At 33.6% G+C, this 25,814-nt stretch carries 25 protein-coding genes and 1 riboswitch; of the genes, 9 read left to right on the forward strand and 16 right to left on the reverse strand.

Translation table 11 applies throughout. The features are described 5' to 3' along the window. Positions 1–177 precede the first annotated feature (177 nt). The 3 genes from ACFSC2_RS03695 (at position 178) to ACFSC2_RS03705 (ending at position 4,634) form a co-directional block, all read left to right on the forward strand. Positions 178–1,812, forward strand: coding sequence for an ABC-F family ATP-binding cassette domain-containing protein (locus ACFSC2_RS03695; protein WP_379816266.1), 1,635 nt, complete (start codon positions 178–180; stop codon positions 1,810–1,812). Between the two features lie 276 nt (positions 1,813–2,088). Continuing rightward, positions 2,089–3,183, forward strand: a complete 1,095-nt coding sequence (locus ACFSC2_RS03700) for a porin (protein WP_379816267.1) — start codon at positions 2,089–2,091, stop codon at positions 3,181–3,183. Positions 3,184–3,203: 20 nt separating this feature from the next. Continuing rightward, positions 3,204–4,634, forward strand: a complete 1,431-nt coding sequence (locus ACFSC2_RS03705) for an anion permease (protein ID WP_379816268.1) — start codon at positions 3,204–3,206, stop codon at positions 4,632–4,634. Here ACFSC2_RS03705 and ACFSC2_RS03710 read toward each other — a convergent pair. After that, a complete protein-coding gene (locus ACFSC2_RS03710) occupies positions 4,631–4,933 on the reverse strand; it encodes a GNAT family N-acetyltransferase (RefSeq protein WP_228012126.1) in 303 nt (100 codons plus the stop codon). The genes ACFSC2_RS03705 and ACFSC2_RS03710 overlap by 4 nt on opposite strands. A 264-nt stretch (positions 4,934–5,197) precedes the next feature. Between ACFSC2_RS03710 and ACFSC2_RS03715 the strand changes: the two genes are divergently transcribed. Then, positions 5,198–5,857, forward strand: a complete 660-nt coding sequence (locus ACFSC2_RS03715; protein WP_379816269.1) for an alpha/beta hydrolase family protein — start codon at positions 5,198–5,200, stop codon at positions 5,855–5,857. A gap of 200 nt (positions 5,858–6,057) precedes the next feature. Here the strand turns inward: ACFSC2_RS03715 and ACFSC2_RS03720 are convergent, their stop codons facing one another. Beyond that, positions 6,058–6,573: a DUF2892 domain-containing protein gene (locus ACFSC2_RS03720; protein ID WP_379816270.1), complete on the reverse strand. Its 516-nt coding sequence runs from the start codon at positions 6,571–6,573 to the stop codon at positions 6,058–6,060. A gap of 167 nt (positions 6,574–6,740) precedes the next feature. Here ACFSC2_RS03720 and rpmH point away from each other — a divergent pair, with 167 nt between their 5' ends. After that, positions 6,741–6,902: a 50S ribosomal protein L34 gene (gene rpmH, locus ACFSC2_RS03725; protein WP_008464848.1), complete on the forward strand. Its 162-nt coding sequence runs from the start codon at positions 6,741–6,743 to the stop codon at positions 6,900–6,902. Between the two features lie 148 nt (positions 6,903–7,050). After that, complete coding sequence (carB, locus tag ACFSC2_RS03730) at positions 7,051–9,906, forward strand: carbamoyl-phosphate synthase large subunit (protein WP_379816271.1); 2,856 nt, start codon at positions 7,051–7,053, stop codon at positions 9,904–9,906. Between the two features lie 70 nt (positions 9,907–9,976). On the opposite strand, the gene ACFSC2_RS03735 is transcribed toward carB, so the two are convergent. The 7 genes from ACFSC2_RS03735 to ACFSC2_RS03765 all read right to left on the reverse strand — a co-directional run bounded on the left by ACFSC2_RS03735 (position 9,977) and on the right by ACFSC2_RS03765 (position 14,346). Further along, the gene (locus tag ACFSC2_RS03735) at positions 9,977–10,492 is read right to left on the reverse strand and encodes a hypothetical protein (protein WP_379816272.1); all 516 of its coding nucleotides are present in this window, start codon (positions 10,490–10,492) and stop codon (positions 9,977–9,979) included. Between the two features lie 68 nt (positions 10,493–10,560). Next, positions 10,561–10,959, reverse strand: coding sequence for an inner membrane protein YiaA (gene yiaA / locus ACFSC2_RS03740; RefSeq protein WP_379816273.1), 399 nt, complete (start codon positions 10,957–10,959; stop codon positions 10,561–10,563). 123 nt (positions 10,960–11,082) lie between these two features. Further along, entirely contained in the window at positions 11,083–12,171 is a 1,089-nt protein-coding gene (locus ACFSC2_RS03745; protein WP_379816274.1) for a S41 family peptidase, read from the reverse strand. Between the two features lie 91 nt (positions 12,172–12,262). Further along, positions 12,263–12,802, reverse strand: a complete 540-nt coding sequence (locus tag ACFSC2_RS03750) for a DUF4252 domain-containing protein (RefSeq protein ID WP_379816275.1) — start codon at positions 12,800–12,802, stop codon at positions 12,263–12,265. Position 12,803: 1 nt separating this feature from the next. Then, a complete protein-coding gene (locus tag ACFSC2_RS03755; RefSeq protein ID WP_379816367.1) occupies positions 12,804–13,331 on the reverse strand; it encodes a DUF4252 domain-containing protein in 528 nt (175 codons plus the stop codon). 57 nt (positions 13,332–13,388) lie between these two features. Next, positions 13,389–13,850 carry a hypothetical protein gene (locus ACFSC2_RS03760; RefSeq protein WP_379816276.1) on the reverse strand — a complete coding sequence of 154 codons (462 nt, stop codon included), beginning with the start codon at positions 13,848–13,850 and terminating at the stop codon, positions 13,389–13,391. Beyond that, entirely contained in the window at positions 13,837–14,346 is a 510-nt protein-coding gene (locus ACFSC2_RS03765) for an RNA polymerase sigma factor (RefSeq protein ID WP_379816277.1), read from the reverse strand. Before ACFSC2_RS03765 ends, ACFSC2_RS03760 begins: the two co-directional genes overlap by 14 nt. A 166-nt stretch (positions 14,347–14,512) precedes the next feature. Here ACFSC2_RS03765 and ACFSC2_RS03770 point away from each other — a divergent pair, with 166 nt between their 5' ends. After that, a complete protein-coding gene (locus ACFSC2_RS03770) occupies positions 14,513–15,985 on the forward strand; it encodes a S41 family peptidase (protein WP_379816279.1) in 1,473 nt (490 codons plus the stop codon). 71 nt (positions 15,986–16,056) lie between these two features. Here the strand turns inward: ACFSC2_RS03770 and ACFSC2_RS03775 are convergent, their stop codons facing one another. The 7 genes from ACFSC2_RS03775 to ACFSC2_RS03805 all read right to left on the reverse strand — a co-directional run bounded on the left by ACFSC2_RS03775 (position 16,057) and on the right by ACFSC2_RS03805 (position 23,515). Next, the gene (locus tag ACFSC2_RS03775) at positions 16,057–17,121 is read right to left on the reverse strand and encodes a YncE family protein (protein WP_379816280.1); all 1,065 of its coding nucleotides are present in this window, start codon (positions 17,119–17,121) and stop codon (positions 16,057–16,059) included. 4 nt (positions 17,122–17,125) lie between these two features. Then, positions 17,126–18,949 (reverse strand): TonB-dependent receptor plug domain-containing protein, encoded by a 1,824-nt coding sequence (locus ACFSC2_RS03780; protein WP_379816281.1) that lies wholly within the window; start codon positions 18,947–18,949, stop codon positions 17,126–17,128. 67 nt (positions 18,950–19,016) lie between these two features. Further along, positions 19,017–19,219, reverse strand: a riboswitch (cobalamin riboswitch). Positions 19,220–19,286: 67 nt separating this feature from the next. Further along, positions 19,287–19,823, reverse strand: a complete 537-nt coding sequence (gene cobC / locus ACFSC2_RS03785) for an alpha-ribazole phosphatase (RefSeq protein ID WP_379816282.1) — start codon at positions 19,821–19,823, stop codon at positions 19,287–19,289. Beyond that, positions 19,808–20,605, reverse strand: coding sequence for an adenosylcobinamide-GDP ribazoletransferase (locus ACFSC2_RS03790; protein WP_379816283.1), 798 nt, complete (start codon positions 20,603–20,605; stop codon positions 19,808–19,810). Before ACFSC2_RS03790 ends, cobC begins: the two co-directional genes overlap by 16 nt. A gap of 45 nt (positions 20,606–20,650) precedes the next feature. Beyond that, the gene (gene cobT, locus ACFSC2_RS03795) at positions 20,651–22,330 is read right to left on the reverse strand and encodes a nicotinate-nucleotide--dimethylbenzimidazole phosphoribosyltransferase (protein WP_379816284.1); all 1,680 of its coding nucleotides are present in this window, start codon (positions 22,328–22,330) and stop codon (positions 20,651–20,653) included. Between the two features lie 148 nt (positions 22,331–22,478). After that, positions 22,479–22,988, reverse strand: coding sequence for a bifunctional adenosylcobinamide kinase/adenosylcobinamide-phosphate guanylyltransferase (cobU, locus tag ACFSC2_RS03800; protein ID WP_379816285.1), 510 nt, complete (start codon positions 22,986–22,988; stop codon positions 22,479–22,481). Positions 22,989–23,152: 164 nt separating this feature from the next. Next, complete coding sequence (locus tag ACFSC2_RS03805; RefSeq protein WP_379816286.1) at positions 23,153–23,515, reverse strand: DUF5522 domain-containing protein; 363 nt, start codon at positions 23,513–23,515, stop codon at positions 23,153–23,155. Between the two features lie 95 nt (positions 23,516–23,610). Here ACFSC2_RS03805 and ACFSC2_RS03810 point away from each other — a divergent pair, with 95 nt between their 5' ends. Both ACFSC2_RS03810 and ACFSC2_RS03815 read left to right on the forward strand, forming a co-directional pair. Continuing rightward, on the forward strand, positions 23,611–24,753 hold the full coding sequence (locus tag ACFSC2_RS03810; protein ID WP_379816287.1) for an ABC transporter substrate-binding protein: 1,143 nt from the start codon (positions 23,611–23,613) through the stop codon (positions 24,751–24,753). Between the two features lies 1 nt (position 24,754). Next, a complete protein-coding gene (locus ACFSC2_RS03815) occupies positions 24,755–25,783 on the forward strand; it encodes a FecCD family ABC transporter permease (protein WP_379816288.1) in 1,029 nt (342 codons plus the stop codon). The last annotated feature ends 31 nt before the right edge of the window (positions 25,784–25,814 follow it).

Here is a 25,814-nt window from a genome sequence, read left to right on the forward strand (position 1 = left end):
ATTATCTAATTATCACATTTTCTCATTATCTAATTAACAAATTACCGCATTATCCAATTATCTCATTCTCTAATTAGGCAATTAGCAAATTATCTAATTAACTAATTGCCTAATTATCTAATTAATCTATCTTTGCAGCTTCAAAAAATAAATGCATTCTAAAAATCTAAAATCTAAATGATTACAGTTAACGATATTTCAGTTCAGTTTGGCGGAACTACACTTTTCAGCGATGTTTCTTTTGCTATAAACGAAAATGACAAAATTGCCTTAATGGGTAAAAATGGTGCAGGAAAATCTACGCTTTTAAAGATTATTGCCGGAGCAAACAAACCGTCAACGGGAAGTATTTCAGCTCCAAAAGAAGCTGTAATTGCTTACTTGCCACAACATTTGCTTACAGAAGATGGAGCGACTGTGATGGAAGAAGCATCAAAAGCATTTAGCGAGATTTTTACAATGAAAGCAGAAATCGACGAAATCAATGAGCAATTAACGGTTCGTACCGATTACGAAAGTGATGCTTACATGAAATTAATCGAAAGAGTTTCTGACTTAAGTGAAAAATTCTACGCAATCGAAGAAGTGAATTACGAAGCTGAAGTAGAGAAAATCTTAATTGGTTTGGGTTTTGAGCGCGAAGATTTTACACGTCAGACTTCTGAGTTTTCTGGAGGATGGAGAATGCGTATCGAATTGGCTAAAATTCTTTTAAGAAAACCAGATTTGATTTTGCTGGATGAGCCGACCAACCACATGGATATCGAAAGTATTCAATGGTTAGAAGATTTCTTGTTGAATCAGGCAAAAGCAGTTGTAGTTATCTCGCACGATAGAGCTTTCGTAGATAATATTACAAATCGTACGATCGAAGTTACAATGGGAAGAATTTACGATTATAAAGCAAAATACTCTCATTATTTAGAATTAAGAAAAGATCGTCGTATTCACCAACAGAAAGCTTATGACGAACAGCAAAAAATGATTGCTGATAACAGAGCTTTTATCGATCGTTTTAAAGGAACTTTCTCTAAAACAGATGCTGTTCAATCTCGTGTGAAAATGTTGGAGAAATTAGAAATCGTTCAGGTTGATGAAGTTGATACTTCTGCTTTACGATTAAAATTCCCGCCGGCAGCCCGTTCAGGACAATATCCGGTCGTTGTAAAAGAAATGTCGAAATCGTATGGAGATCATGTGGTTTTTAAAGATGCAAATATTGTAATCGAACGTGGACAAAAAGTTGCCTTTGTTGGAAAAAATGGTGAAGGAAAATCAACAATGATCAAGGCGATTATGAAAGAAATCGGTGTTGATTCTGGAAGTGTTGAAATTGGACATAATTCTCAAATTGGATATTTTGCACAAAATCAAGCCGCTTTATTAGATGAAAATGCTACAATTTTTGAAACTATCGACGGAATTGCAGTTGGAGATATTAGAACTCAAATCAAAAATATATTAGGTGCTTTTATGTTTCAAGGTGATGATATCACTAAAAAAGTAAAAGTGCTTTCTGGTGGAGAAAAAACGCGTTTGGCAATGATTAAATTATTGTTGGAGCCTGTTAACTTGTTGATTCTAGATGAGCCTTCGAATCACTTAGATATGAAGACAAAAGACATTATCAAAGATGCATTACGTGATTTCGACGGAACTTTAATCTTGGTTTCTCACGATCGTGATTTCCTTGACGGATTAGCGACTAAAGTTTTTGAATTCGGAAACAAAAGAGTTAAAGAACATTTTGAAGATGTCGCTGGTTTCTTAGCGCACAAAAAAATGGATTCGATGAGAGAAATCGAAAAATAAATCTCACTTTATTGAGTATAAAAAAGCACAAGTTCATTCTTGTGCTTTTTTTGTTTCGGTACTTTGCTAACAAAATTTTAATGCGGATTTTTTTATATTGTAAAACTATTTTTGCTACTTTAGAGTGTGTTTTAGATTGAATGTAAGGTAGTTATCTTTTTGTGAGAACCAAAAACTGATTTGATCAGGTAATAAAAATTTAATTTTTTATTTATGGAGTTTGTAAACAAGCCACTAATAAGAATTGTTTTTATTCTTTTATTTTTTCCTTTTTTTATGAATGCTCAAGGCGACGTAAATCAAGGCGAAGATAAAGTCGAGGCCGAAGTGAAATATCCACAATACCAGTTAAAAGGGCTTTTGCAGGCGCGTTATCTAGAAAGTTTTGGAGATAATGTTGATGTTTTAGGAATGCATCATTCAACTGGCGACGTTACGCAGAGTTCTTTTGATATCAAAAGAATGCGTGTCGGTTTAAATACAAAATTAAGTGAAGCAACCGAAGTTGTAATCTTGGTCAATTTAGCGGATTTTAAATCAGATACCAAAGGTAAAGTTCTCGAAAATGCCTACGGAAAATATACTTTTAATAAATATATTGCTTTAACTGGAGGGCAATTTCGTCCCGCATTCGGTATTGAAGAGCTTGTTCCTGTCGATATCATAAAATCTTTTGACTTCTCTAATCAATATTATGAATTTGGAAAAAACGGCTGGACCAGTTTTCAAATTGGAGCTTCGGCAACAGGGTCTTTTGATGTAGGGAAAATTCCAATAAGTTACGCAGTTTCAGTTTTAAACGGAAATGGTAAAAACGTGGAAATGGATAAAGACAACGGAAAGCAGTATTCGACTCGCTGGGTTTTTGGCCTTTCAAAAGAACATAAAATCAATTTAGGTCTAAACGGAGGTTTCGGAAAAGTGTTTAAAGAAAATGTTTTTGCAATTGGAGCCGATATTACGAGCGATTTTAAACTGACAGACAAATTTACTTTCGATTTGCAGATAGAATACAAACAAGGAACCAATCATAATTTGTATTTCTCGCTTCCTGCAGATCAAAGAGTAGGTGAGGTTTCTAATTATCAAATGCGCGGAGTTTATTTTCTTCCCAATTTGCGTTACGTAGTCAATTATAAAAAACTAACGGCACTAGAAGTTTCCTGTCGTTATGAAACTTTTGATCCGAGTTATAAAATCAATTCAAACGTGCGTCAGACTTATACGCCAATGGTTAGTTTAGAATTCGGAAAAGCTTATACAGGCCGAATAGAAATGGGATTTGAAATTGACCGTTTTGATAGAAGTATTCCTGATACATCAACTTATAATGATGAATTGTTTTTAATTCAATTACAGCTTCGACTTTAATTTACTTAAAATTTATTTTTATGAAAGAAGTAAAAATTCCTCAGACGATAATCACATTAATAATCGGAATTGCAATTTGGTTTATTCCTGCGCCAAATGGAGTAAAAGTAGAAGCGTGGCATTTGTTTGCCATTTTTGTAGCAACCATTTTAGGAATTATCCTGAAAGCAGCACCAATGGGAACTATGTGTATGATTGCAATTGCTTTGACGGCCATGTCACAAGTTTTAGCGCCTGGCGATCCAGGAAAATCGATTACATTGGCTTTGAAAGGATTTGGTGATAAAGTAATCTGGCTCATCGGAATATCATTTTTCATCGCAAGAGGATTTATAAAAACAGGTTTAGGAAACAGAATTGCTTTTTTATTCATTAAAATATTCGGAAAAAGTTCGCTCGGATTAGCGTATGGTTTGGGTTTGGCAGATTTGGTTCTAGCGCCGGCCGTTCCAAGTAATACGGCTAGAGGAGGAGGAATTATTTATCCAATAATGAAATCTATGTCGATGAGTTTTGGTTCAATGCCAGATCAGCCCGAAACGCATAGAAAATTGGGTTCCTATTTAACTTTAAATAGTTATAATATGAATTTGATCGCATCGTCTATGTTTTTAACCGGAACAGCAAGTAATCCCATGTGTCAGAAGTTTGCTTTAAATCTCGGAATTAAAATCACGTGGATGTCTTGGGCAGCTGCGGCAATAGTTCCTGGATTATGCGCTTTTTTTGTAATTCCGTTTGTGTTGTATAAAATATATCCGCCAGAATTAAAAAAGACTGGAGATGCACCACAGATTGCCACGCAGAAACTAAAAGAAATGGGGGCAATAACACGAAACGAATGGATGATGTTATTAACGTTTTTTATTCTGCTTTTCCTTTGGATGACAGGAGATTTATTTTCAATTGATGCCACAACTACAGCCTTTATTGGATTAGTGATTTTGCTTTTAACCTCAGTTTTAACTTGGGATGATGTCAAAGCCGAAAAAGGAGCGTGGGATACTATTGTTTGGTTTTCTGTTTTAGTAATGATGGCCAGTTCGCTAAACGAATTAGGATTTATTGCCTGGTTCAGTGATTTGGTAAAAACAGAAATTGGCGGATTAAGCTGGCAGATGGCTTTTCCTATTATAGTTTTGGTTTATTTCTTTAGTCATTATTTATTTGCCAGTGCAACGGCGCACGTTGCGGCAATGTATGCGGCTTTGCTTGGTGTTGGAATTTCACTTGGTATTCCTGGTTTGTTGCTTGCGTTTATGTTGGGATTTATAGGTTCGCTATACGGGACTTTAACGCATTATGGCCACGGACCAGCTCCCGTTTTCTTCGGGAGCGGTTACGTAGACCTAAAAAGCTGGTGGGTTAAAGGATTGATAACCGGATTGGTTATGCTCTTTATTTATATGGTAATCGGAGGATTATGGCTCCGATTAATCGGCGATTTTTAGATTCTGATTCCAGGAGGAAGTAATTCTTTGTATCGAGGATTTTTTTTGAAGAATGCCACAATCTTTGGGTGAATAGGGACAACTCTGTAATTTTTTTCGCCGCTTAAATCTAAGACATTTTTAAGCAGTGTATTAATAGCTTCTTCGTTTTGATAAGAATCCGGCGTGTTGATTTTGGTCAAAAAAATCTTTTTTTCTTGAAATGAATATTCAACTGCCAGCATTCCTTCAGATACTGTGGCTTCAAATTGGCGCGCAAAAGTGTTGTCTTTGATTTCCATAGTTGCAATTGTTTCCATAGTAATTAGTGTTTTTTGGTTATGTTTAAATAGTGAATTTGGGACGGGAAATAAAACTGAAAGAAAATTCTTTATAAGATTTTAGGTCAGAATTTATTTCAAATACAAAGGTAATCATTTGATTTTCAATATTAAGTTAATTTTTTGAGAAGACCTATTTTTTTTGGAATCGATTACATAATTAAGGCTTGAAATTTGATTAAGATAACAGTAAAAAAAGTTAATTTTAGAAAATAATTGTAATCGTAATCTCTATTGGGTGCTATGAGTAAAATTCCGGTTTATTTTATGCCAGGTTTGGCGGCAAGTCCTACTATTTTTGAAAGAATAAAACTAGACGAAAATATTTTTGAAGTATATTTTTTAGAATGGGAAATTCCGAAACAAAAAGAATCATTATCTGATTATGCGCTTCGTATAGTTAAAAATATAAAACATGAGAATCCTGTTTTAATTGGTGTTTCGTTTGGCGGTATTTTGGTTCAAGAAATGGCAAAACATATAGAGGCTCGTAAAGTGATTATTATTTCGAGCGTAAGAAGTAATGCTGAATTCCCGAGAAGGATGAAGTTTGGAAAAAGAACAAAAGCATACAAATTGATTCCGCTGCAGATTTTATTGAATGTAGAAAAACTAGCTAAGTTTTCGTTTGGTGAAAGAATAAATAAGCGCATTCAATTGTATGAAAAATTTCTTTCGGTACGAGATATTCGTTATTTGCAATGGGCAGTAGAAACTGTTATCCGATGGGATAGAAATAGTGTTGACGAAAAAGTAATTCATATTCATGGAGATAATGATTACGTTTTTCCTATAAAATATATCAACAGCTGTATTGTCGTAAAAGGAGGGACACACATTATGATTCTCAATAAATATAAATGGCTGAACGAGAATCTGCCTTCTATTATATTGGAAGATTAAAAGGTTTAAATTCCAATTTTAACTTGAGATTTCTTTGACAAAGTATTTTTCACCTTTTTTGTCATCCTGACGAAGGAAGGATCTTCGTAAGCAGCTCTACAAAGATTGTCGATTCTTTCCTCGGATAAAAAATCTAAAATAAAAAAAATCCCAAACTCTTTTGGAATTTGGGATTTCATATTTGGAATTTAAAAAAATCGTTAGATTTTCTTCATTTGTTCTTTCATCATAGTAATCTGTTCTTTCAGCATTCCTTGTTTGTCTAATTTCTTAGCTTCATTAAGTAAATTAGTAGCTTCCAATTTTCTTCTGCGTGACATAGCAACTCCAGCAAGGTTTAATTTAGCTACAGCTAAATCCATATCCATAGATAGTCCAAGTTCGATTGCTTTTTTAAAATGTTTCTCTGCTTGGTTGATATTTGTTTGAGACAACATGATACCTTGTAAGTAATTTAAATATCCTTGTTGTTTTCTTACTAATGCACCTTCTGGATTTCTAATGTATGATAACCATTTTTTAGCGCCTTCAAAATCTTGTTTTCTTAATTTAAGGAAGGCTAAAAGGATAAATTCGTTTTTAAAATAAAGAAAAATTGGAATTGCAGTAAGTAAAATAAGGAAAACACCGTTCCCGATATTACTTTCTGTAAATTGCCAGATGCCAGCAACCACAAGAAGTCCGGCCAAAATAAGTTTAATATTTTTGTGAAACATAATTATTGTAAATTTGTGATTGCAAATATAGTAAAATGAATTAAAAATATTTTTATTAAAGTGCTTGCCAGAAAAAAAAGTCTTTGTATATTTGCACTCGGTTTTTGAACAACGATATCCAAAACCAAAAAAGAGTTAATAGATACCATTTTTAAAGATACAAAGCAATGAGCAAAAGAACCTTTCAACCATCGAAAAGAAAAAGAAGAAATAAGCACGGATTTATGGACAGAATGGCTTCTGCGAATGGAAGAAAAGTTCTAGCGCGTAGAAGAGCAAAAGGAAGACATAAATTAACTGTTTCTAGCGAGCCTAGACACAAAAAATAATGTTTGTATAAACATACATAAGGCGATTACTTTTTTAGTATCGCCTTTTTTTATACCTTGTCGGTAATAATTTTCCCAACATTCTAGTTTAGAATACACTACGAATGTTTTTAGAAGACTTTTTATAACTACACAATACATACAAAAAATGCCTAAAGACACATCAATAAAATCAGTTTTAATAATAGGTTCAGGACCTATTGTTATTGGCCAAGCTTGCGAATTTGACTATGCGGGATCTCAATCTGCACGTTCAATTCGTGAAGAAGGGATTGAAGTTATCTTGATCAACTCTAATCCAGCAACTATTATGACCGACCCATCTATGGCCGATCATATTTATTTGAAACCTTTAACTACAAAATCGATTATTGAAATTCTGAAGGAACATCCACAAATTGATGCAGTTTTACCAACAATGGGAGGGCAAACGGCTTTGAACTTGTGTTTGGAAGCAGACGAAAAAGGAATCTGGCAGGATTTCGGAGTAAAATTAATTGGTGTTGATGTTAATGCAATTAATATTACTGAAGATAGAGAGCAATTTAAACAGCTTTTGCAAAAAATAAATGTACCAACTGCGCCTGCAAAAACGGCTACTTCTTACTTAGAAGGAAAAGAAATCGCTCAAGAATTTGGTTTTCCATTAGTAATTCGTCCTTCGTTTACACTTGGAGGAACTGGAGCAGCGGTTGTTTACAAAAAAGAAGATTTTGATGAGCTTTTAACAAGAGGTCTTGAAGCTTCTCCAATTCACGAAGTTTTAATTGATAAAGCTTTAATGGGATGGAAAGAGTACGAGTTAGAGCTTTTAAGAGATAAAAATGACAACGTTGTAATTATCTGTTCGATCGAAAATATGGACCCAATGGGAATCCACACTGGAGATTCGATTACAGTTGCGCCAGCGATGACATTATCAGATACAACTTTCCAAAAATTACGTGACTACGCAATTTTAATGATGAGAAGTATCGGAAATTTTGCTGGAGGATGTAACGTACAATTCGCAGTTTCTCCAGATGAAAAAGAAGATATTGTAGCAATCGAGATCAACCCTCGTGTATCTCGTTCTTCTGCTTTAGCATCAAAAGCTACAGGTTATCCAATTGCTAAAATCGCTTCGAAATTAGCTTTAGGATATAATTTAGATGAATTACAAAACCAAATTACTAAATCTACTTCGGCTCTTTTCGAACCTACTTTAGATTATGTAATCGTTAAAATACCACGTTGGAACTTCGATAAATTTGAAGGTTCAGACAGAACTTTAGGTCTTCAGATGAAATCTGTAGGTGAGGTTATGGGGATCGGACGTTCTTTCCAAGAAGCGCTTCATAAAGCAACTCAATCTTTAGAGATTAAGAGAAATGGTTTAGGAGCTGACGGAAAAGGATATAAAGATTACGAACAAATTATCGAGAAACTGACTTACGCAAGCTGGGATCGTGTGTTTGTAATTTACGATGCAATCGCAATGGGAATTCCGTTGAGCAGAATCCACGAAATTACAAGAATCGATATGTGGTTCTTGAAACAATACGAAGAACTTTATGTTTTAGAAAAAGAAATTTCTAACTATAAAGTGGGCGATCTTCCAAAAGAATTATTGTTAGAAGCGAAACAAAAAGGTTTTGCAGACAGACAATTGGCACACATGATGAATTGTTTAGAAAGTGAAGTTCACACTTTACGTATGGAGCAAAAAATCAACCGTGTATTTAAATTGGTAGATACTTGTGCAGCTGAGTTTAAAGCACAGACTCCTTATTACTACTCAACATTTGAGGCAGAAATCGAAAAAGCAAACGGAGAACGTTTTGTAGATAACGAAAGTATTGTAACAGACAAAAAGAAAGTTATCGTATTAGGTTCTGGACCAAACAGAATTGGGCAGGGAATCGAATTTGATTACTCTTGTGTACACGGAGTTTTAGCAGCAAAAGAATGCGGTTACGAAACGATCATGATTAACTGTAATCCTGAAACGGTTTCTACAGATTTTGATACGGCTGATAAATTATACTTCGAGCCAGTTTTCTGGGAGCATATTTATGATATCATCCAACACGAAAAACCAGAAGGTGTAATTGTTCAGTTAGGAGGACAAACAGCTTTGAAATTGGCTGATAAACTTTCTAAATACGGAATTAAAATCATCGGAACTAGTTTTGATGCATTGGATTTAGCAGAAGACAGAGGACGTTTCTCTGACTTGTTAACTGAATTGCATATTCCTTTCCCAAGATTCGGAATCGCTGAAACAGCTGACGAAGCTTCAAAATTAGCTGATACTTTAGATTTCCCACTTTTAATTCGTCCTTCTTATGTATTAGGAGGTCAGGGAATGAAAATTGTAATCAACAAAAAGGAATTAGAAGAGCACGTTATCGATTTGTTGAAAACAATTCCTGGAAACAAATTACTTCTGGATCACTATTTAGCTGGAGCTATCGAAGCTGAAGCTGATGCAATTTGTGATGCTGATGGAAATGTGTACATCATCGGAATTATGGAACACATCGAGCCTTGTGGAGTTCACTCTGGAGATAGTAACGCAACATTGCCTCCTTTTAACTTAGGAGAATTTGTAATGCAGCAAATTAAAGATCACACGCATAAAATTGCAAGAGCTTTAAAAACGGTTGGATTAATCAATATCCAGTTTGCAATTAAAGATGATACCGTTTACATTATCGAAGCGAATCCAAGAGCTTCTAGAACGGTTCCGTTTATTGCAAAAGCTTACGGAGAACCTTATGTAAACTATGCTACAAAAGTAATGTTAGGTCATAATAAAGTAACTGACTTTGATTTCAATCCACAATTAAAAGGATATGCAATTAAACAACCAGTTTTCTCTTTCAGCAAATTCCCGAACGTAAACAAAGCGTTAGGACCAGAAATGAAGTCAACAGGAGAAAGCATCTTGTTTATTGATGACTTAAAAGACGATCAATTCTACGAATTGTACTCTAGAAGAAAAATGTATTTGAGTAAATAATCTCAGATTCTATTATAAAAGAAAAGCTCCAATGAAAATTGGAGCTTTTTTAGTTTTTATAAAATTTAAATTATTTTTTATAATAAGATTCTTTAGCATTTTCATAATCAAAATATCTTTCTTCATTTGCTACCCATGAAAAATCTAAACCTATAATTTCATTGTATTTTTTCTTATTGTTGTAATTCCCGAAAAATTTTTCTTCTTCAAGTGCAATTGAATCTTTTTTAATTTTTCCATTAATTACTGCAATATAAAAATTATCATCTGGGATGTCTGCCCATTCTGTGTAATATTCAATTGAAAAATCTTCTAATTTATATGTTTCGATAATATCAATTATAGAATTAATGCTTTGCTCACTCTCTGATGAACCTCCCATTATGTTATAAAATGGAAGTGATTTTAAATATTCTATATATTCAATAATAGTATCAAAATTATCGGCTTCTTTGATAAAATATTGAATTGTATTTCCGTCGATTTTTAGAGGTATAATTACCACATCATTTTCTAAGAAATGAATTAAGTTTTTATCGTATTTATATTTTTTTTCTGTTACAATTGCACAAATTTTTTGTCCCATAAAACGATTATTTATAAATTAAAAAAGCTTCAATAATTAGAAGCTTTTTTGTTCTCTTATTTCTGAAATTACTCACTTTGATTAAAATTCATATTATCTCTAGTATTTTTCTGAACAGAAATAGCACCAAAAAGAGCTAGTAAAAATGCAAATGCATAAAAACCTTTTTCGCTTGGCAGAATCGTCGCATTCCACAGTCCAACCACTAAAAGAACGATTGATAATAAAGTTCCGAACCAGCAGATTCCGTAGTAAATATCAGTAACAGGAAGTTTTTCAAGTCTATCTCTTACGCTTTTTTGCAAAGAAACTACAGCAAAAAGTCCGAACATAAGAACTGTGAAATAATATCCTTTTTCGTTTAATAACATTTCAGCTCTCGCAAGTCCAACGATAAATCCAACTGTTCCAGCTCCAAGAGCCACCCACGATGCCGCTATAAAGGCATTTGATGTTTTTTGTATCATAATTATGGTTTAATTAGTTTTGAGATTCAGTTTTTGGTAGTTTAAAATCTCATTTGGTAAATGTAATTAATTTTGATTAGCATCAAAATAAAAAGCAAATTAAATTAGTAAGTTTTATCTTTCTTATTTTGTTTTTAAAACTTCGATAGCTTCAGCTATAACTGAGTCGCTTTTATTCTCAATATCTTTTTTTGTGTTTTGAATTTCAATCTTTACAGGAACTCCAATATCTTCTAATAATTTTTTGTCTGTAGAATAATAGCGTTGATTTGACAGCGTAAACATAATATTTTTAGAAAGTTTTGCATCAAACATATCCGACATCATTCCAGAAGTATTGGTGCCGATTGTAGTTACGTTGGGCTGTTGATAAAGTGAAATTGTAAAATCTTCTGCAGAACTCGCAGTTTTGTCGTTGGTTAAAATAACGATTGGTTTTAAATATTGGACTCCATTATTAGGTTCAATTGTTATGGGTTTTAAAGGAGAAAAATTTTCATAATCTCCTTTCTCTTTGATAGATTTATAATGCGTAATTCTTTTTTCTGATGCAAATCGTTTTGCCAGAAGTTCGCCGGCATGACCACCGCCGTTTGCTCGTAAGTCAATTATAATTCCTTTGGTGTCGGTAAAAGATTTTAAAATACTGTCAAAAAGGGTAAGCATCAAATCGATGTCTTTTTTTTCTTTTTTGTCATCAAAAAGACTTTCAATTGTTCCGAAACATCTTGAAATTCGAATAAAACCAAAATCAGTGCTTCTACAACTGTTGTATAAATAAACCTCTTTGAATAAAGGACCGCTTCCTTTCATTTTAGAAAAACCATTATTTTCTAAAGTCAAAATACTAGTTTCCCATAATTGTTTTTGAGCGCCTTTAAATTCTTCCAAAAAAGGAGATTGTTTTTTGTATTTGTAAACTACTTCTTCGCCTTTTAAAATGGTGATATGGCCATCTTTTAGTGGTTCGACCATTTTTTCTAATGTTTGAAGAAGTTGCTGTTCGGAAGTTTCTTTTGAGATTAATGGACGAAATTTGGTATAGGTTTCATCCCAATTGACTTTTTTTAGTTCGAAAAAAGCGTAGTGATCTTTAAAAGTATTCCAAAAAGTCTCAAAATCTTTTTCCGGCTGGCTCAGCTTTTTTGAATTTTGACTATTTATTGGTGTAGAGAATATTAAAAGTAAGAGCAATAAATAATAGTTTTTCATTTGGTTAAAGTTTTAAATTTGAGTTGGTTATCAAATTTAAATAAAAAAGGAGTCCCGAATTGAGACTCCTTTAAAAATAAAGTAAGATGTTTTATTTTTTTAGTAATTGTTCCAAAGGTTTTAACTGTTCCATATCAATTTTTGATTTTTGAAGAACAGACATCAAAGTCATGATATTATTCGGATTCATGTTGTCTCCTAAAACTCTTACAACTGCAAAACCATTTTCTTTTCGGTTAGCAAAAATGACAAACTCTTTAATGTTATCATCACTGCCTACATAACTTACAGAAGCGCCGTCTTTACCCGAACCAAATTTCATTAATTCTTGATATTTCGGATCTTTTAATATGGCTTTTACTTTGGTTCTTTCTGTTTCAAACTGCGCCTGATTCGTTTGATCTGCTTTAAAAGCCAGAATATTCATTTTGTCAAAAGAATTTAAAGCTTCGTTTTGTTCGGCAGATAATTTAGATTTTTCTACATTTAATATGTTTGGCGAAATATCCAGCGCGATAAAATCTTTCTTCTCCGAGTTCTCTACAAAATATTTTTGAAGAGAAGGTTCAGAATTACAACTTACTAAAGTAAGCAAGAAGAATAGGGCTGAGGTAAAAACAGTTGCTTTCATATTATTTTTTGCCTTTAGAAGCTTTTTTAAGATCAGAACCGCCTGGTAATTGCATTTTGTCTGTTAGGACAGAAATTTCATTTAAATCAAAATTACCTGTTAGAGACAACAAGACCGTTTCGTCGTTTTTCGCTCCGTCAACAAACATCAGCAATTCTTTGATTTGTGTGTCACTAGCGCCGGATTTTACCATGATGCGTACATTTTTGCCGCTATCATTTACTCGCATTAATTCTTCAAGACCTGCTGTTTTAATGTATTTGTCAGCAGAAGCTTTCATGTCTGCTTCCACTTTAGGATTTTTAGTTGTAAACACTTTTAAGTAATCTAATTTCTTGATTAAGTTAATGTATTGCTGTGTTTCTTTGTCAGAAGCATCTACTTTTACTTTGCTCATTAAGTCAAACATTTTTTTGTTGACAATTACAGAGGTTACATCGTCTTGACCATCAAATTTGTCAAAAGCACTTTGAGCGTAAAACAACTGCGTGAATAAGGCAAAAACTAAAGTTAAAAAGACTGTTTTCATACTATTGGTATTATTTTTTCTGTTTTCTAAGATTGTTGATTTCATTTTTGATTGATTTTATTGTTTAAATATTTTACTTTTTGATTTTTCATATTCGTTAATGTATTGTACACTTTCAATACCCACATTAACATTGTTTGATAATAATGCTAAAGCTTTCTGCGTTGCCGCTAATGCTTCTTCAGGATCATCATAAGTCCCTAATTCTGTCTTAGAAGCCACTGCAGTGTTTGTTTTGCTTTCGCTGACATAAAAATAGGTTCCAATTCCCAGCAAAACCACAGCCGAAGCCGCAATCGATAACCACGCTGTATTTCGTTTCTTAGTTTGTAGTGGAATCTCATACGTCGATTTCTGTTCTTTTGCATGAGAGAAATAGCCAAACATAGGCTTGTATTGCTCCAAATGCTGCGCAACATTTGATGAAGAAAAGTATGCTCTTAACTGATTTTCTTCGGCAATAGAAGTTTCTCCCTGAAAGTATTTTTCTAATAGATTTTCTATATTATTTAGTTCCATAAAGGTGTGTATTGATCATTGATTCTCTAATTTTTTTTCTCGCTCTCGAAAGTGCCACTCGAATTGCAGTTTCATTCATGTTTACAATTTTGGCAATTTCATCAAATTCATATTGTTCAACGTCCCGAAGCTGTATTAATAACTGCATTTGTTCCGGCATCTGATTTATAATTTTTTCGACCCATTCCAGCGTATCTTCATCTTCTATTTTTTTATCTAACCTGGGTTCTCGATCTGTAAAGTTGTTATGGACGATTTGAAGATTACTGGCTCTTTTAGATTTTAATTGATCCAGACAATAATTCTTTGTCATTGTCATGGCAAGTGCTTCTACACTATTATAATCTTCCAGGTTTTCTTTTTTGTTCCATAATTTTACCATTACTTCCTGAGTAGCATCTTCGGCCTCTTCTGTACTGGTAAGCAATCTTTTTGCCAGACGAAAAACTTTGTCTTTAAAAGGATTTATCAGTTCTATAAATACATTTTGGTTCATTAATCGGTTGGTTAGTGATTAGCTTATATAGTCAAGACGAAGCACAATTCTATTTGTTACAATAAAAAAAAATATTTTTTTTCTGTAAAAAAATACTGCACAGAAGTTAAAGATAAAACTAAAGATAGTACTTTTACGTTAATACGATTATAGAAACCTACACGATATGAAAACACCTTTAAAAAGCGTTCTTTTTATTTTTTTTCTTGCCTTTTCTTTACAGTCTTGTGAAGATAATGATGATAAAGCGGCTCCAGCGTCTTTACAAGTAAATGATTTTATTTGGAAGGGATTGAATGAAGTTTATTTATGGCAGGCTGATGTCCCGAATTTAGCTGATAATCGTTTTGCAAGCCAGAACGAATTAAATGATTTCTTAAAAGGATATAGCAAACCAGAAGATTTATTTGAAGATTTATTATATAAACCAGAAAGTAAATTCCCAAATGGCGATGCTGTAGATCGCTTCAGCTGGATTGTTTCCGATTATACCGTACTTGAACAAGAATTAAACGGTGTTTCTAAAAATAACGGAGTTGATTTTAGATTAATGCGCATGGCAACTGGATCTAATGATGTGGTTGGATATGTACGTTATATTATTCCAAATTCGGATGCTTCTTCAAAAGCTATAAAACGTGGTGATTTGTTTACCAAAATCAACGGAACTCAACTTACGGTTTCTAATTATCAGCAATTGTTAGGTCAAGACAGTTATACTTTAAACTTTGCAGATTATAACGGAAGCACATTTGTGGCAAACGGAAAATCGGTTTCTTTAACTAAAACTGTTTTAGAAGAAAATCCAATTTTTATCAATAAAGTAATTACTTCTGGAAGCCATAAAATTGGTTATTTAATGTATAATGGTTTTTATTCTGATTATGATGAAAAATTAAATCAAGCTTTTGGTGAACTGAAATCACAAGGAATTACAGAGCTGGTTTTAGATTTACGATACAATGGAGGAGGATCTGTTCGTACTTCGACTCGATTGGCTACTATGATTACTGGACAGTTTGGAACTAATGTATTTTCTAAAAGACAATATAATGATAAATTGATGCAAGTTTTTAGTCCAGAAAGTTTAAACGAAAGATTTGTATCCGATATTGATGGTAAAGCAGTAAACAGCTTAAACCTAAGTAAAATTTATATTATTACAACAGCAAGTACAGCATCTGCAAGTGAATTGATTATTAATGGTTTGAAACCTTACATTAGCGTTGTACAGATCGGAGAAACTACTACTGGTAAAAATGTAGGTTCATTTACCGTTTATGATTCAGATACGTATGTTACTAAAGAAGGTTTGAATAAAAATCATAAATATGCCATGCAGCCTTTAGTATTTAAAATTGCTAATGCATCTGGTTTTGGAGATTATCAGCAAGGTTTAACAGCAGATTATCCACAGATTGAGAGAATTTCGACTTACGGAGTTTTAGGAGATCCTGCAGAGCCTTTGTTAAGTAAGACTATCTCGATTATTACAGGTAATACGGCTAAAAGAAGCGACAATGATTTAGAAGTTAATCCAATGCCTTACGTAACGGATTCAAAAATCATCAACGGACTTCGTCACGGAATGTACTTAGAAACGGCTCCGCAAGAGTTAGTAAATCTAATTAAGAAATAGAAAAAGAAAAAGGCTTTCAGAAATGAAAGCCTTTTTTGCGAATAAACAAAAACAATTCTAAAAGTAAAAGTTTAATCGTTAAAATAGAAACCGTTTGGATTGATTCCTACACTAAGTGTATTTGATAAAGTTCCTGTTAAAGAATAGATGTAAATATTTCCTGCATCAGAATAATTAACAGCATCTGAAAAGTAAATTTGATTGTTTTTTACAGCAAAACCATAAGGAATATTGATTTTTGATGCTTTAAAAGTTGAAGCGGTCGGCAAAGATGTAGAGCTTACTGCAGTTGTATAAACTTCATTTCCAATTGTATAATACAGTTTGCTGCTTTCGATATCTAAGAATCCAGGATGTGTTTTCTCAGAGAAATTAATCGTAGAGCTAATTGTGTTACTGCTTAGGTTTAACTTAACAATTTTACCAGCAGTTTCTACATCAGCATAAGATGGTTTTCCAGCGCATAAAATATATAATGTTCCATTATCTTTTTCTAGTACACTTGGTACATCTCCAACCACAAAATTTGTTGCAACGGTATTTGTAGCTGCATTAATGATTGTTAAAGAATTTCCTTGATTCCAGCCGCCTTTGTGTGCTACATACAACTTTCCATCATTTTCGATAATTTGCTCTGGACCTTCAACAACGGGAATAGTTGAAGTTATGGTATTTGAAGAAAGATCAAGTACCGCTACATAATCATCAGAAGAACTTGCTGGATCTCCCCAGTTTGTTACATAACCTTTTCCGTTTGCAAAAGCAATAAATCTCGGATTAATTAAACCTGTAGTAATTGTTGCAATAGATTTAAAAGTATAACGATTAACAAGTTCAATTTTGTTAGAAGCATTTGTAACGATATAGGCTAAATCTCCATTAAAACCGATACTTTGTGGTGTGTCGCCAGATGTTTTATTATTAACCAATTTAAATACATCATTCTCAACCTTAAGATCGTCAGACAGGTAAGAGATAGTTCCATTAGGAGTACCGTTATTTCCTTCGTTTACAACAAATATTCCTCCATCATAATTACCACGTGGAGCTTGAGTCTCATCATCATCGCTGCTGCACGATACAAAAAAAGCCGACGCAAAAATGACAGTTAAAAAAAGTTTATTAAATCTTTTCATGTATTTAAAAATTTAGGTTAATATATATAGTATAATTTCTTCCAGGCATTTGTCTGCTGATAACAGGCTGGTAATCTTCATTTAATAAATTCAAAACTTGAACGCCAAGTTTGAAACTGTTTTTTCTTCCAAAATCATAATCAGCACCAAGATTGGCAACATTATAAGCTTTTACGATTCCAGCTTTGCTGTTAAAAGGCGTGCTGTAAACTTCACCATTGTATAAATATTGAAAGTATGATGAAAGTTTTTTCCAATTATAGGATGCTGATGCCGTCACTTTATGGTAGGGTACATAAATCAATTGTTTGTAAACCAATTCACCAGCAATGAGCTGTTTGCTTTTTGAAACCGTATAGGCATAAGTCCCGTTGATAGTAAAGTTGTGATTGTTTATTTTGGTTTTCCATTCTAAAAGAACTTCTGCTCCATAAGTTTTTACATGATCAGTATTTTCTGGAGACCACACATCACTGCCGCTATCTGTAGGAACCCAGCGTAATAAATCCTGAATATCATTATAATATCCTGTTAGAGAAACAGAAAAGTTTTTAAAGAAAAATTCGTTTCCAATTTCGGTTTGATAGGAAGTTTCAGGTTTTAAGTTCGGATTGCCGCTTCCTTCCCAGAATAAATCATTGTAAGTCGGCATTCTGTAATTCTTCGAAGCATTAAGTTTTATTCGATAAAAATCAGTCAATAAATATCGAGTTCCAAAAGAAAAAAGAAATGGATTTCCGTAATTGTCCGTTAATTCCTGACGAATGCTTACCGAATAATCCCATTTTTCAGAAACTAAATGACTTAGTAATAAACTCCCTGAACTAACTTCTCTTTTAACATCATTAATACTTGATCCGTAGCCTTTATTTCGGCTATAATCCACAATAGTGTTTAGTTTGATTTTGTCATTTACATCAAAAGCCAAATCATATTTGAGGATAGAAGTTTCTACTTTTCCAAAAGTGAAATAATCAGAAGTAATAGTTGGGAAATATTTATAAGATTCTCCAATATGAGCCGCTCTTAATTTTGAAGTAAAACGATTCAGTCTGCTTTCCCATTCTAAAAGATTTCGGGTATTAAAATCGTCGTATTTTGTTTTGGTAGCAGTCGGGGTTGTTAGAGAAAAATGACGCTCAGAGTCATAAAACTGACTGTATAATTTAATGGTATTTTTAGAATCAATTTTATATCCAAAAGCCGTATTCATGCTCGTATTATAATATTGCCCATTTAAGTTTTTCTCGTTTTGATTTCCAGGATATTTAAAATCATTATCAGAGCTGTTTCTAGAAATACTAATTTGAAGACTGTACTTATCAGATGAAACTGCGGCTTTATAATTGGCGCTGTAAGTATTAAAACTTCCTGCGCTGAAAAATAAATGATTTGTAAATCCTTTTTTAAAACTCAAATCATTATTTAGGTGAATACTGCCGCCAATTGCACCGCTTCCGTACAAAATACTTCCTCCGCCGGCTTTTACAGTAATAGAATTAAAATCTCTCGTGCCGATAGTATTAAAATCGGACTGTCCTAAAAATTGAGAATTGATATTGATACCGTTCCAGATAACTGCTGTCTGTGCACTTGTAGTTCCTCTAAAAGATGGGCCAGATGTCATTCCGAGACCATTTTCTTTAAAATAAATTACCGTGTTAAAGTTTAAAAGAGAAGTTAGTGATGCTTGATTGGTATTGATGATCGAATCACTTATGACTTGAATTGACTGAGAACTACAGAATTTTTTAAGATTGCTGTCTGAAACTACAACTTGTTTTAAATTCGTAATAGAATCCTGCTGCGCCAAAATAAATTGGCACATGAATAAAAAACAAAAAATGACGAATTTCTTTAAAATCATAAATTTCTACACTCTTGTTCCCGAGAGCTTGATATTAGTTATAAAGGCAGGTCTCCTGGCTTGCGTCTTGTTGTCTTCCTTCCCATCACGCAGGGCGTGGCAGTGGATTGTAGTAACAACAAGCATTCATTTTGAACTAAGCTTACAGTTGCGGGTACAGCTCAAGATTATACTTGATTCCCTTTTAATGTGCTTTTTTATAAAAACACAACCTTAAATTTGTGCAAAGATAAAGTTAAAACTATCGATTTTTCAAATTTGTTTCACATTTTGAATCAAATTCTAAACAAAAGAGCTGTTAAAGCTTAATTCTAATAACCTTGCCAAAATCAACATTATTTTGAAAAGCATCTTTTAATGGCAAAGAAGTTTGATGACATAAGATACTTCTGATACTTCCAGCATGCGCCACAATTATAATTGGATGCAAAACGTCTTTTGCGAGTTTTTCATTTAGAAAAGATTCAGTTCTTTCGTGAAGTTCAGTAAAGGATTCGCCATTGGAAACTTTTATGTTCACAAAATCTTCCATCCACGGATTTAGCTGGTCCTGCGGAATTTCATTCCAAGATAACATTTCCCAGTCTCCAAAATTCATTTCCATCAAACGAGGATCTTTCTGGTAAGAATGAATTTTCATGTTTTTTTGAATATAGTCTGCTAAAATCACGCATCGTTTAAGCGGACTTGTAAATAGTACTGCTTCAGAAGGTAACTGGGAAAGTATATTTTTAAAAACTTCTTCAAATGGTTCAGCTATATTCACATCGGTTTGTCCGTAGCAGATACCTTTTTCGCAAACCGTTTCGGTATGACGGATTAAATAAATTTCCATAAAATTAAAACACTGAGATAAATGATTACTTCACTGACTTGCTGTGTGGCGCCGAGACAGTCGCCTGTATAGCCGTCAATCCATTTTTGAAAATAACGCGCCAAAAAAAAGCGGGTCAAAAAAACCGGAATCAAAATCAGAATAAACAAATGATAAAAATAAGAAAGAACAATCAAAGGCAGTAAACCAAAGAAAAAGGAACCAAAAACTTCTTTCCAAGTATATTGCTGCGCTATAGGTTTGCTTTTACTCGAAGCATCGTCACGAGAATATTCATGTGTAAAAATGATACTCACTGCCGATAAACGACTTAAAGCATGAGCATTCACAAACAACAGAAAAATAAGAAAAGGAAAATCTAAATTGTTTGTTTGAAAGATAGAAATGCTTTCGGATAGCAATTTAAATTTTAAAAGAAAAAGTAAAACGAGTCCGACAGCTCCGTAAGCTCCAATAGCGCTGTCTTTCATAATCGTTAAGATTTTTTCTTTTGTCCATCCGCCTCCGAAACCGTCGCAGACATCTGCAAAACCGTCTTCGTGAAAAGCGCCTGTTGTTAGAATAGAAGCAATTATTGCCAGAATTGCAGCAGCTTCAATCGATACAAAAAAAGAAAAAACATAAAAAGCGAGAAAAGAAATACTCCCGACAATCCATCCAATAAAAGGGAAATATCGTGTGGCTTTATTTAAATAATCAGGATGATGTGTGATGTTTTTTGGACAAGGAATCCTGGTGTAAAACATTAAACAAGTAAAAAAAATATGGAGTTCTTTTTTCATTAAATGGAAAAGATTTTTATTGATATTTTCATTGAGATTGAATTTTTATTTTTTACTTACCCCAGCACTTTCAAAACTAGCCATTTCATTTAAAAAAACTTCAGCAGATTTCAGAACTGGAAATGCAATCGCACAGCCCGTTCCTTCGCCGAGGCGCAGATCTAAATCTAAAACAGGTTTAGCGTCTAAGTAATGTAATAATTTCTGATGCGCTTTCTCAGCAGAACAATGGCAAAAGATGGCATTTTGTTTGATTTTCGGGTTCATTTTATAGGTAATTAAAAAAGCAGTTGTGCAAATAAAACCGTCCACGAGTATGAGCATATTATTTTCAAAAGCGCTTAACATCCCGCCAGCCATTTGAATAATTTCGAAACCTCCAAAGTAGGCCAGCTGTTGTTTTAATTCGGCTTGACCGGAATAATTTTCAATCGCTTTTTTTAGGATATTTTGTTTTTGAATTAATTTTTCATCTGAAACACCTGTTCCTTTTCCGGTACATTCTTCAATAGAAAAACCCGTCAAAAGACTCATTAAAACAGAAGCCGTTGCTGTATTTCCAATTCCCATTTCGCCAAAACCGATACAGTTACAGTTCGTTTTTGCAATAGTAGTGACAATCGATTTTCCTTTTTCAAAACACAATTCTAATTCACTTTCGCTCATTGCGGGTGCATGAAGAAAGGATTGTGTGCCGTTTCCGATTTTGGCATTTATCAGTTTGGTGTTCGTCGGGAAATCATAATTTACTCCTGAATTAACAATCGACAAAGTAATATCATTTTGTTTGCAGAATACATTGATTGCGGCACCTCCGTCTAAAAAATTAGAAACCATTTGGCGCGTAACATCTTGCGGATAGGCACTGACACCATGATTAGCGATTCCGTGATCGGCAGCAAAAACTACAATATTCGGATTTATAATTTTCGGATTTAAAGTTCCAAAAACAGAAGCTATCTGAAAAGCCAAAGTTTCTAAAGTTCCTAAGGCGCCAAGCGGCTTTGTTTTAGAATCTATTTTTTCTTGTAAAAGAATATCAAAATTCTTTTCTTCTGGTTTTTCTGAGGTCGAATGTGAACTACTTTCTGAAGTATTTTTTAAATGAAGAGTTGTAATTTCTTTGCAATCGGGTGTTTCCGATTTTTGTCTCCAATGCAGTTGCTGCAACATCGGCTGATTATTGTAATTCGTTGCAGGTTTTCCGATACAGAAATAACCCAAAGGCTCTATATTTTCTGGAAGATCTAGGATTTTTTTAAACTGATAATAATTTAGAATAGAAACCCAGCCCATTCCAAAACCTTGTTCTGTAAGAGAAAGCCAAATATTCTGTGCCGCGCAGACCGAACTAAATTTTACTGCCTCGTTACTTCCGATGGTTCCGATTGTAAATTGATTTAAAACCGAACGATCGTAAGCGATAATAAGTCCGATTGGAGCTTCTTCTATAGCTTCAAGTTTAAGAGAATTGTAAAGTTCTTTTTGCTCTGGATTATCTGTCAAAGAAGCGGCTTTTTTATTGTATTCTAAAAATAGGTCTTTAATAGCCGTTTTTACTTCTTCTGATTTTATGAGGAAATATCGTGTAGCATCTGTCAAACCGACCGATGGTGCCCAATGTCCTGCGCGAAGTGCTTTTTCAATTACTTCGTCTGGAACTTTATCGTGGGTAAAATGTCGGGTGTCGCGTCGGGATTTTAGTATATCGTCTAAATGGCTCATTTTTAAATACCAATTTTAAGAGTTCCAAATTCTAATCTTCATTATAGTTCGAATATCGAATCGCTGTAAAGAAATAGAATTGTAAATATTGTAAAGTTACGCTATCAGTTTGGAATTTGGAATTTAAAAATTTTCGAATTTCTATAAATCAGCCTTTTATTTTAACGGGAATTCCGGAAACCATCAAAATAACTTGATCGGCTTTTGAAGCCAAAAACTGATTCATCCAGCCTTGAAGTTCAACAAATTTTCGTCCGATATGAGTTTCGGCATGAACGCCCATTCCGATTTCGTTGGTAACAATAATGATATTTGTATCTTTTTGATTTGCAATTGCTTCAAACTCTTTTTTAGCTTCATCAAGACTTAAACTAACATCATTTTTAGTATCAACAAAAAAATTCGTGAGCCATAGTGTTACGCAGTCAATTAAGGCTGTTTTTTCAGAGAAATCAATTTTACTGAGGTATTTTTCTTCTTCAATATTAGTCCAGCGCTGGTCACGTTCTAGTTGATGACGATCAATTCTAGTTTGAAAATCTTCATCCCATTTTCTCGCTGTAGCAACATAAATTGGATTTCCAGAAAGTTGCAAAGCCAGATTTTGAGCATAACTGCTTTTTCCTGATCGTTCTCCGCCGGTTATTAAGTAAATCATTTTTTGGTTAAGGGTTATGGGTTAGGGCTTATTAAGGTTTAGAAGTTTTGCTTAAGGTTTAAAGTTAAACGACAAGAATTTTTAAATTTTTGTTGCAGCGAAACTATGTAAAATATTTAATTAAATCGAAGCATAACTTTTTCCTTTTAACTCCTAACTTAAAACTAATAAGGACAATGTCGGCAGCCGTTACCGCAGCAACTTCCTCTTTTAAGATGAAACCAGGATTTAAAAACATAATTTCCGTTTTCAATATAATAATCAATTCCTTCAATTAGTTTTTCGGTTTTGGGTAGTGATTGTGCTTTATTTTGAGTGGCTTTTTCGGGTGTAATTGTTTCTAAGTACGCGTCAATTTTGTCTTCGCATGCCTCTTTAAAACAAGCTGGACAAAGACAGTCTCCATCTTCAGAAAGACTAAAAATGGGAGGGAAGTCATTGCACCAGCATTTATTTTCTATAGAAATATCTCCACAGCTGAAACTAGTATCACAACTGGAACATTTTTTTGTTTTGACTGCGTTCATCAAATAAAAATATTATTTGTTTAAATTTGTAAGAATAAAGGTAAACAAAAAAAATAGAAATTGATTTACCTTTGCTTCGACACAAAACGCAAAATATGAAATATTTTTTTCCTAAACTATTTATCGTTTATTCGTTTTTCCTTCTTATTGGATGTAAAAAGAATGAAACGGAAAATCTTGTAAAAGCTGATACAGCAAAGAATACTATAGAATATGCTTCTGGACTTTCGATAGTAAAATACGAAGGCTATTCTGTTGTAAATGTGATAAATCCGTGGCCAAATGCTAATAAGAATTTCATTTATATTTTAAAAGAAAAAGAAGCCAAAATTCCAGACAGCTTACAAAAATATACTACTATAAAAGTACCGTTAGAATCTATTGTTGTTACTTCGACAACGAATATTCCGTATTTAGAAATGCTTGAGGTGGAGAACAAATTAGTTGGTTTTCCGCATACAGATTACATTTCATCAGAAAAAACAAGAAAGCTGATTGATCAAGGTTCTGTGAAAAATGTTGGACAAAATGAAAAACTAGACATGGAGAAATTAATTGATCTGGCGCCAGATTTAATTGTCACTTTTGGAGTAGATAACAACAATCCGATGCTGGATAATTTAAAGAAAAGTGGTTTAAATGTTTTAATTCAAGGCGATTGGATGGAACAATCACCCCTTGGAAAAGCGGAGTGGATTAAACTGTACGGAGCTTTGTTTGGTAAAGAAGAGAAAGCCGCAGAATTATTTAATAAAATTGTAGAAAGTTATAATCAGGCTAAAAAATTGGTTGCTGAAAAACCTGCGTCAGCAAATGTTTTATATGGTTCCATGTACGAAGATGTTTGGTATGTAGCAAAAGGTAAAAGCTGGGTAGCACAATTTATGAAAGACGCGAAAGCAAATTACTTATGGGCAGATCTTGACGGAACTGGAAGCGAAGGTTTGTCTTTTGAAAAAGTTTTAGACAAAGCCAAAACGGCACAAGTCTGGATTGCTTCTGGAGCTGTAAAAACATTGGATGAATTGGGAAAAAGCAATCCGCATTACACAGAATTTGATGCTTTTACAAACAAAAATGTGTATAATTTCGAAACTAAATTGGGAGCAACCGGCGGAATCATTTATTATGAATTATCGCCAAGCCGTCCAGATTTGGTATTAAAAGATTACATCAAGATTTTTCATCCGGATTTAATGTCAAGCTACGAATTTACTTTTGCAACAAAACTGAATTAAATTGGCAGATAAAAAACGAAATACCTTTTTGTTTGTATTACTGGCCTTGGGTCTTGTGTTTATGTTTTTTTCGAGCATCAGTTTAGGCTCGGTCAATATTCCGTTTAAAGAAGTGTATTCAAGTTTAACGGGAAGCCACGCTAGTAAATCGACTTGGGAATACATTATTATAAATTACAGATTACCAAAAGCCATTACAGCCGTTTTGGTTGGCATCGGGTTATCAATAAGCGGTCTTTTGATGCAGACACTTTTTAGAAATCCGCTTGCAGGACCTTATGTTTTAGGACTAAGTTCGGGCGCTAGTCTTGGTGTTGCCTTTGTAATTTTGGGAGCTGGATTTCTGCCTTCCTTTTTGCAAACGATCGCTTTGTCTTCTTACGGAATTGTTTTGGCATCGACCTTAGGAAGTACTCTGGTTTTGTTATTAGTTCTGGTCGTTTCTCAAAGGCTTCGTGATACAATGGCAATTTTGATTGTCGGATTAATGTTCGGAAGTTTTACTACGGCAATCGTTTCGGTTTTAACCTATTTCAGTACCGCAGAACAATTACAGAAATTTACGTTTTGGTCTATGGGAAGTCTTGGAAATTTGTCTTGGTCAACAATCATTATTTTGGCAGTTTGTGTAATCATCGGACTTTTGCTTAGTGCCAGCAGTATAAAACCTTTAAACGCATTGCTTTTAGGCGAAAACTACGCAAAAAGTATGGGATTGAATTTTAAAAAAGCGCGTTTGATTATCATATTTGCAACCAGTACTCTGGCAGGAAGTGTAACAGCTTTTGCGGGACCAATTGCTTTTATAGGTTTGGCGGTACCGCATATTGCAAAACTCACTTTTCAAACCAGTAATCATACGGTTTTATTTTGGAGCACATTGTTTTTTGGAGCTATAATAATGTTGTTTTGTGATATTGTTTCAGAAATGCCAGGCTTTGATGTTACGCTTCCAATAAATGCGATCACGTCTATAATTGGTGCGCCAGTCGTAATTTGGCTTTTGGTTAGAAAAAGAAATTTTAAGTAAAATTGATTTTGCCACAGATTTCAAAGATTAA

The organism is Flavobacterium artemisiae, from assembly GCF_042678225.1.
Classification (GTDB): domain Bacteria; phylum Bacteroidota; class Bacteroidia; order Flavobacteriales; family Flavobacteriaceae; genus Flavobacterium; species Flavobacterium artemisiae.